Genomic DNA, 7,984 nt, shown 5'->3' with positions numbered 1-7,984 from the left:
GTCGTCGCCCTCGCGGGCCTGCGCCGCCGCACCCCCGCCGCGGGCGGCGAGCAGGCCGACGCCGGCCCGGCGGTCCCCGACGACCGCGTCGCCGCCCGCGTCAACGCCGCCCGGCTGCTGCTCATCCCCGGGCTCGTCCTCGCCGTCGTCGGGATCCTCGCGGGCGACCGCGGCTGGTCGACGACCGGCGCGACCGTCCCCGCGCAGGCGTCCGACGACGGCACCCTCACGGTCGTCGACTGGAACCTGCACTACGGCGTCGCGCCGTCCACCGCCGTCGACCTCGAGGGCGTCGCGCGGGCCATCGAGGCGCAGGACCCCGACGTCGTCACGCTGCAGGAGGTCGAGCGCGGCTGGGTGTTCGGCGGCGGCGCGGACATGGCGACGTGGCTCGCCCACCGGCTCGACATGACGATCCGGTTCGCCCCCGCCGCCGACCAGCAGTTCGGCAACGCCGTCCTCGCCCGCTCGGCCCTCACCGACGTCGTCGTGCACCCGCTGCCCTACGGGGACGGCCCGCAGGACCGCTCCGCGCTGTCCGTGACCCTGACGACCGCCGCGGGCGAACCCGTGCGCGTCACGTCCGTGCACCTGCAGCACCGGGAGTCGAACACGCCGACCCGCCTCGCCCAGCTCGACGCCCTGCTCGCCGCCGAGCCCGTGACCGGCCCCGCGCTGCTCGCGGGCGACCTCAACGCCGTCCCCGGCTCCCCCGAGCTCGACGTCCTCACCGACGCCGGCTGGGTGAGCGCCGTCGACGCCGTCGGCGACCCGGCCGCCCTCACGTCCCCCGTGCCCGACCCCGAGCACCGGATCGACTGGGTCCTCGGGCAGGGCGTGACGTTCACCGAGGCGACCGTCGGGACGTCTCCGCTCTCCGACCACCTCCCGGTGACGGCGCGCTGGCGGGTCACGACCGACTGACCGGCGGGGCACGCACCTCGTCGTCGAGGTCGTCAGCCGTGGTCGAGGTCGTCAGGCGGGGTCGAGTTCGTCGGTCAGAACCGGCGAGCTCGGCGTGGAGCGGCGAACTCGCGGGAGCGCTGGGGTCACCGGGTGGGGCCGTGGGTCACCTGCGGTTGCCTGTGGCGGACCGAGCCTGCGCTCCGCTCCCGGCGCGTGCCGCCTGCGGCGACCCGCACCGTGCGCTGCGCTCCGGCTCGCTCCGCGGACGCTCCGGCTCAGTCCGCGGTGCGCTGGTGGAGCATGCGCGCCACCTCGCCGATCGTCCCCGACATCGACGGGTACACCGTCGACGCCTCGGCGACCTGGTCGACCGTGAGGCGGTGCGTCACGGCCAGCGTGAGCGGAAAGATCGACTCGCTGGCCCGCGGGCCGACGACGACCGCCCCCAGCACGGTGCCGCTGCCGACCGCCGCGAAGATCTTGATGAACCCGTCGCGGACCCCGAGCATCTTGGCGCGCGGGTTGCGGGACAGCGGCAGGGTGCTCACGGTGTACTCGGCCCCCCGCTCGGCGAGCCGCGCCTCGGACAGCCCGACGGTCGCGATCTCCGGGGCGGTGAAGATGTTCGCCGACACCCCGCGCAGCGACAGCGGCTTCACGGCGTCACCGAGCGCGTGCGACATGGCGATGCGGCCCTGGGTCGCGGCGACGGACGCGAGCGGCAGGACGCCGGTCACGTCGCCGGCCGCGTAGATCCCGCGCACGTTCGTCCGCGACACCTTGTCGACCTCGACGTGACCGGACGGGGTGAGGCGGACGCCCGCCTCCTCGAGCCCGAGCCCCCCGGACGTCGGCACCGACCCGACGGCGAACAGCACGTGCGACGCCTCGATGGCGCGGCCGTCGGACAGCGTGACCTCGACGTGGTCGCCCACGCGACGGGCTCCCGCGGCACGCGAGCGGGACAGGACGGTCATGCCCCGGGTCCGGAACACGTCCTCGAGGAGCTGCGCGGCATCGGCGTCCTCGCCGGGCAGCACGCGGTCGCGCGACGACACGAGCGTGACGTCGGCGCCGAGGGACGTGTAGGCGCCGGCGAACTCGGCACCCGTGACGCCCGACCCGACGACGACGAGCTTCTCGGGCAGCTCCTGCAGGTCGTACACCTGCGTCCACGTGAGGATCCGCTCGCCGTCCGGCACGGCCTCGGGCAGCACGCGGGGCGTGGCGCCGGTCGCGACCAGGACGACGTCGGCGTCGAGCGTCTCCTGCCCGCCGTCGGCGGTCGTGACGACGACCCGGGACGGGCCGTCGAGCCGCCCGTGCCCGAGCACCGTGCGCACGCCCTCGCGGTCGAGGCGGCCGCGGATGTCGGCGGACTGCGCCGCGGCGAGCGCCTTGACGCGCGCGTTGACGGCGCCCAGGTCGATCGAGTGCCGCACGAGCGACCCGACGCCCGCGCCGGGGCCGACGCCGCCGGCGGCGGCGATCCCGTCGAGGCGGATGCCGAGCTCGGGGGCGCGGTCGGCGATGGTCATCCACTCGGCCGTCGCGATGAGGGTCTTGGACGGCACGACGTCGGTGAGGACGGCGGCCCCGCCGAGGCCCGCGCGCTCGACGACGGTGACCTCCGCGCCGAGCCGGCGGGCGACGAGCGCCGCCTCGTAGCCGCCCGGTCCGCCGCCGACGACGACGACACGGGGCGCGGCGGGACGGTCGGCTTCCTGCGACGCGGTGCTCACGGGGGTCCATTCTGCCTGCCCGGGGGCGCGCGGACCGGTCGGGCGCGGGCGTTAGCCTGTCGACCATGACCGACGTCACTGCCGTCCCGGACCTCGACGACCCCGCCACCGACCCGTTCGACGTGGCCCGAGCGGCGGCGGCGGCCATCGCCGAGGCGACGGGCGTCGCCCACCACGACGTGGCGCTGGTCCTCGGCTCCGGCTGGGGCGGCGCGGCGGACCTGCTGGGCGAGACGGTCGCGGAGCTGGCGTCGACGGACGTCCCGGGCTTCAGCGCCGCGGCGGTCGTCGGGCACGTCGGCACGATCCGCTCGATCCGCATCGAGGGCGAGGCGGGCGCGGCCCCGAAGCACGCGCTGGTCCTGGGCTCGCGCACGCACCTGTACGAGGGCCGCGGCGTGCGGCGCGTGGTGCACGGGGTGCGCACGGCCGCGGCGGCGGGGGTCAAGACCCTCGTGCTGACGAACGGCTGCGGCGGCCTGAACCCGGCGTGGGGCCCGGGCACACCCGTGCTGATCCGCGACCACATCAACCTCACGGCGACGTCCCCGCTGGAGGGCGCGACGTTCGTCGACCTCACCGACCTGTACTCGTCGCGGCTGCGGGACGTCGCCCGGAGCGTCGACCCGACGCTCGACGAGGGCGTGTACGTGCAGTTCCCCGGGCCGCACTACGAGACCCCGGCCGAGGTCGCGATGGCGGGCCGGATCGGCGGTGACCTGGTCGGCATGTCGACGACCCTGGAGGCGATCGCGGCCCGGCACGCCGGGCTGGAGATCCTCGGGGTGTCGCTCGTGACGAACTTCGGTGCGGGCATCAGCGAGCAGCCGCTGTCGCACGCCGAGGTGCTCGAGGCGGGCGCGGCGGCCGGTCCGCGGATCAGCGCCTTCCTCGCGGACGTCGTCCGGCGCGTCTGACGCGGGTCGGCCCCGGCACCGGGCCCGCAGGTCAGCGCCACGGCCGGGGCAGCACGCCCCGGCCTCGCGGCGTGCGGGACCTTCGACGACGCGCTCCCCCGCGGACGCCAGTACGTTGGCCCCATGACCGGCGACGAGTGGGCCGCGCTCGAGGGACGGGTGCAGGCATGGATCGACGACGACCCCGACCCCAGGACGGCTGAGGAGCTGCGCGACCTGCTGACCCGGGCCCGCACGGGGCCGCAGGGCCTGCAGCAGGGGCAGGAGCCCGACCCGACGCAGCGGCAGGCGATCGACGCCCGCGCCGCCGCGCGGTCGGAGCTCGCGGACCGCTTCCAGGGGCTGCTGCAGTTCGGCACCGCCGGGCTGCGCGGGCGGCTCGGGGGCGGACCGCACCGCATGAACCGGGCCGTGGTGATCCGCGCGGCGTCCGGCATCGCGGACTTCCTGCTCGGCGAGCTCGACGGCGTGACCCCGCCGCCGCGCGTGGTCATCGGCTACGACGCCCGGCACAACTCGGCGCAGTTCGCGCTCGACTCCGCGGGCGTGCTCACGGCCGTCGGCATCGAGGTGCTGCTGCTGCCCGAGGAGCTGCCCACGCCGGTGCTCGCGTTCGCGGTGCGCCACCTCGGCGCCGACGCGGGGATCATGGTCACCGCGTCGCACAACCCGCCGCAGGACAACGGCTACAAGGTGTACCTGGGCGGCCGCGTCGTCACCGACTCGGGCCAGGGCGCGCAGATCGTGCCGCCGACCGACACGGCCATCGCGGCGGAGATCGCCCGTGTGCCGTCGGTCGCGTCGGTGCCGCGCACGGACCACGGCTGGACGGTGCTCGGGCCGGACGTGCTCGACGCGTACGTGCGGACCGTCGTCGGGCTCGCCGACCTGTCCCCTGCGGCACGAGCGGCCGCCGCCCGGCTGCGGGTCGTCCTGACGCCGCTGCACGGGGTCGGCGGCACGGTCGCGCGGCGCGTGCTCGCGGAGGCCGGGTTCACCGACGTCTTCGTCGTCCCCGAGCAGGAGTTCCCCGACCCGGACTTCCCGTCGGTCGCGTTCCCCAACCCGGAGGAGCCCGGCGCGATCGACCTCGCGATCGGTCTCGCGGGCGACGAGAACGCGGACCTGGTGCTCGCGCTCGACCCCGACGCGGACCGCTGCGCGGTGGCCGTCCGCGACCCCCGCACGCGCTCGTACCGCGGGCCCGACACGGCCGCCGCGGACGGCTGGCGCATGCTGCACGGCGACGAGACCGGTGCGCTGCTCGGCTCGCTGGCCGCGCGGCGCGCGGCGGGAGACGGCGCGGTCCTCGCGAGCTCGATCGTGTCGTCCCGGCTGCTCGGCGAGATCGCCACGAGCGCGGGCCTGCGCCACGAGCAGACCCTCACCGGGTTCAAGTGGATCTCCCGCGTCGACGGCCTGGTGTTCGGCTACGAGGAGGCGCTCGGCTACTGCGTGGACCCCGCGCACGTCCGCGACAAGGACGGCATCTCGGCGTCGCTGGTCGTCGCGGGCCTCGCGGCGTCGCTCAAGGCGCAGGGCCGGACGCTCGTCGGCGCGCTCGACGACCTCGCGCGCGACCACGGCGTGCACCTCACCGACCAGGTGTCGGCCCGCTTCACGGACCTCGCGGACATCGCCGCGACCGTCGAACGCCTGCGCACGGCCCCGCCGCGGCAGGTCGCGGGCGTGCACGTGACGTCCGTCGTGGACCTCGCCGCGGGCACCGAGGACGACCGTGGCGGGTTGCCGCCGACCGACGGCCTGCGGCTGTTCACGTCCGACGGGACGCGCGTCATCGTGCGGCCCAGCGGGACCGAGCCGAAGGTCAAGTGCTACCTGGAGGTCGTCGAGCCCGTCCCCGCGGGCGCGGACGACGACGCCGTGGGGCACGCGCGGCGCGTGGCGCGCACCCGGCTGGACGCCGTCGCGGCGGACGTCCGGACGCTGCTCGGCCTCTAGCCCGCCGCACCGCCCGACGCCCCACCGGACGGGACCTGACCGCGCCTGCCCTCGTCGGCGGCGCGCGCGGTTCAGCGCGTCTGCGTGCAGCGCACCTCGGGCACCGCGCGGGCGACGTCCGAGGACGGCGCCGAGCCCTGCAGCCCGAAGACGACGGTCTCGTTGGCCTTGAGCGTGCCGTTGTAGGACATGTTCTCGGCGGTGACGCTCGGTCCGCTGGTGCCGAGCTGCGCGTTCCACACGGCGGTGATGTTCTTCGACCCCGGCAGCGTCCAGGACACCGCCCACCCGTTGACGCCCGCGGTCCCGGCCGTGACGGCAACCTCGGCCTGGTACCACGCCTTGCCGTCACCCTCCCACGAGGTCGTCACGCGGTACGTCGCGGCGCAGCCGCCGGCCGTGACGGGCTCCGGCGGTGCGACGCCGCCCGCACCGGTGTCGTCGGCGGGGGGCGGCACGGGGCCCTGTGCCACGGGGGGTGCGGTGGTCGTCCCGGGCGGCGTCGGGGTGGCCGAGGCGCCGGGGGTCGGGGACGCCGTCGGCTCGTCGTCCGGGGCCACGACGACCGGGGGGACGGGCGGTGCGAGGGTCGGGTCGCTGAACGCCAGCGCCTCGGGCGGCAGCGGCTGGGCGGGCTCGTTGCGGTCGGGGGCGGCGTCCCGGCCGTCGCACGTCCGCTCGGGGGCGTACGCGACGTACGTGCCGGCGTCGCAGTCGAACGCGACGACCGCGTCGCCGCCGACGACGACCGACCCGCCGAGCCGGGCGTCGCCCCGGACGACCGCCATGTCCCGCACGACCGCGGCGCCCTCGACGACCGCGCCGCCCTCGACCCACGCGCGCCCCTCGATGCGGGCGGTGCCGCTCACGCGGGCGTCGCCCCGGACGACGGCGTACGGCCCGACGTAGGCGTCCTCGTCGACGCGCGCGGCGTCGTCGACCCAGCCGCCGCCGTTGGCGTGCCGGTGCCCGCCCGCGGCCGGCGTGGCCGCGGTCTCGTCGGCGACCGTGGCCCCGGCGACGCGCAGCTCGTAGGGGTACCGCGGCACGTCGCCGTACCCGCGCGCCGAGTCGATGGTGTGCGTCCGGGACGGCGTCCCGACGACGACCAGGTAGACGTCCTGCTCGCCCTCGCGGAGCGCGAACTGCAGCTCCTCGTCGTCGCCCTCGGTCACGGGGCTGTACCGGGCGGTGTCGCCCGCGAGCGCGACGAAGCCGACGGACCAGCCGGCGTCGGCGGCCGTGCTGTTGCCGCGCAGCCGCACGTGCACGGTGCCGCCGACCCGCTCGGGCTTGAGGTGCACCAGGTTGAAGCCGTAGTCGGAGGGGGCGAACGCCTCGGGGACGCGGTAGTGCCCGGGGTCGTCGGGGACGGCGTCGAGCGGTGTGGTGCGTCCCGCGAGCAGCACGGGGTCGAGCTGGGCGACCGCGTCGGCGAGCGTGCGGGACCCGCCGAGGTCCCACGTGACGGTGCGCATCGCGTACTCGGTGACGCGGCGGTTGAGCGCGACCTGGCTGAGGCCGGCACCGCCGCGGTAGGCGTCGAGCGCCGTCTGCGTGCCGTCGCCGCCGCGCCAGATCCGCGCGACCGTCCCGTCGCCGTCGCGCTCCGCGAGGTACTGCAGCAGCAGCCACCCGCCGTCACCGAGCCGCGCGCTCGACCACGGGAGCCAGGGGCTGCGCACGAGGTCCGACGGGTCACCGATGCCCTCCGCGGCGCCGACGGTCGCGACGTAGGCGGCCGACGCGTCGGCGAAGGCGCCCGCCGAGTCGGCGGCGAGCCGCCCGTGCGGGGCCTCGCGCTGCGCGAACTCCTGGACCATCTCCGCGAAGCCGCGTGCCAGCGGCCACGAGGGTGCGGGCACGTCGACGCCCCCCGCACCGGGCAGCGCCGCGACCCCCGTCCGGACGACGCCGATGCCGTCGTCGACGGCGCCGCTGACGCCGCGGGACCCGCCCGACAGCCCGCCGTGCGCGACCGCGGTCGTCGCCGAACGGGCCGACCCGGGCCCCTCCGACCAGGTGCCCTCGACAACCACGACGACCTTGTGGCTGCCGATCGCACCGTCCTCGGCCGCGACGGCCAGGTCGCGGACGTCGACGTCGTAGAGCGCGTCGAGGGCGGTCACCGCCCGCGCGGGGTCGAACCGCAGGTCGAGGGTCGCGCGCGTCGGGTCGGCGCCGGGCAGGTCGCCCCACGCGAGCACGACGTCCTCGCCCTCGCGCACGTGGCCGTCGCGCCACGCCTGCTCCCAGGTCTCCGGGACGACGACGGGCTTCGAGGTGTCGTTGCTGGCGATCGCGACGGCGACCGCACCGCCCGCGACGACGGGCACGACGAGGGCAGCGACGAGCGCGGCGCGTCCGATCCGGGCCATGCCGCGCGTGTCCCCTCCCGTCGGGCGTCACCGTCGCGCGGGAGGCAGCGCGACGCGACCGTGCGCTGGCGCGCGGCTG

General features: G+C 76.7%; 5 protein-coding genes. 3 read left to right on the top strand and 2 right to left on the bottom strand.

Annotation, left to right across the window (positions count from 1 at the left end):
* A partial coding sequence (locus CBZ_RS06530) for an endonuclease/exonuclease/phosphatase family protein (protein ID WP_174768638.1) occupies positions 1-924 on the top strand: 924 nt, incomplete at its 5' end.
* Between the two features lie 257 nt (positions 925-1,181).
* Here CBZ_RS06530 and CBZ_RS06525 read toward each other — a convergent pair.
* Positions 1,182-2,648, bottom strand: a complete 1,467-nt coding sequence (locus CBZ_RS06525; protein ID WP_130780771.1) for an NAD(P)H-quinone dehydrogenase — start codon at positions 2,646-2,648, stop codon at positions 1,182-1,184.
* A 65-nt stretch (positions 2,649-2,713) separates the two neighbouring features.
* Here CBZ_RS06525 and CBZ_RS06520 point away from each other — a divergent pair, with 65 nt between their 5' ends.
* On the top strand, positions 2,714-3,565 hold the full coding sequence (locus CBZ_RS06520) for a purine-nucleoside phosphorylase (protein ID WP_130780770.1): 852 nt from the start codon (positions 2,714-2,716) through the stop codon (positions 3,563-3,565).
* Positions 3,566-3,688: 123 nt separating this feature from the next.
* A complete protein-coding gene (locus CBZ_RS06515) occupies positions 3,689-5,527 on the top strand; it encodes a phospho-sugar mutase (protein ID WP_130780769.1) in 1,839 nt (612 codons plus the stop codon).
* A gap of 71 nt (positions 5,528-5,598) precedes the next feature.
* Here the strand turns inward: CBZ_RS06515 and CBZ_RS06510 are convergent, their stop codons facing one another.
* A complete protein-coding gene (locus CBZ_RS06510; protein WP_130780768.1) occupies positions 5,599-7,905 on the bottom strand; it encodes a DUF6055 domain-containing protein in 2,307 nt (768 codons plus the stop codon).
* Between the last annotated feature and the right edge of the window lie 79 nt (positions 7,906-7,984).

The sequence above is a fragment of the Cellulomonas biazotea genome (genome assembly GCF_004306155.1).
GTDB lineage: Bacteria > Actinomycetota > Actinomycetes > Actinomycetales > Cellulomonadaceae > Cellulomonas > Cellulomonas biazotea.
This window is presented reverse-complemented; position numbering and strand designations above follow the sequence as displayed.

Coding starts and splice junctions, on each gene's coding strand:
- CBZ_RS06520 (WP_130780770.1), top strand. CDS start 2,714: ATGACCGACGTCACTGCCGTCCCGGACCTCGACGACCCCGCCACCGAC.
- CBZ_RS06515 (WP_130780769.1), top strand. CDS start 3,689: ATGACCGGCGACGAGTGGGCCGCGCTCGAGGGACGGGTGCAGGCATGG.
- CBZ_RS06510 (WP_130780768.1), bottom strand. CDS start 7,905: ATGGCCCGGATCGGACGCGCCGCGCTCGTCGCTGCCCTCGTCGTGCCC.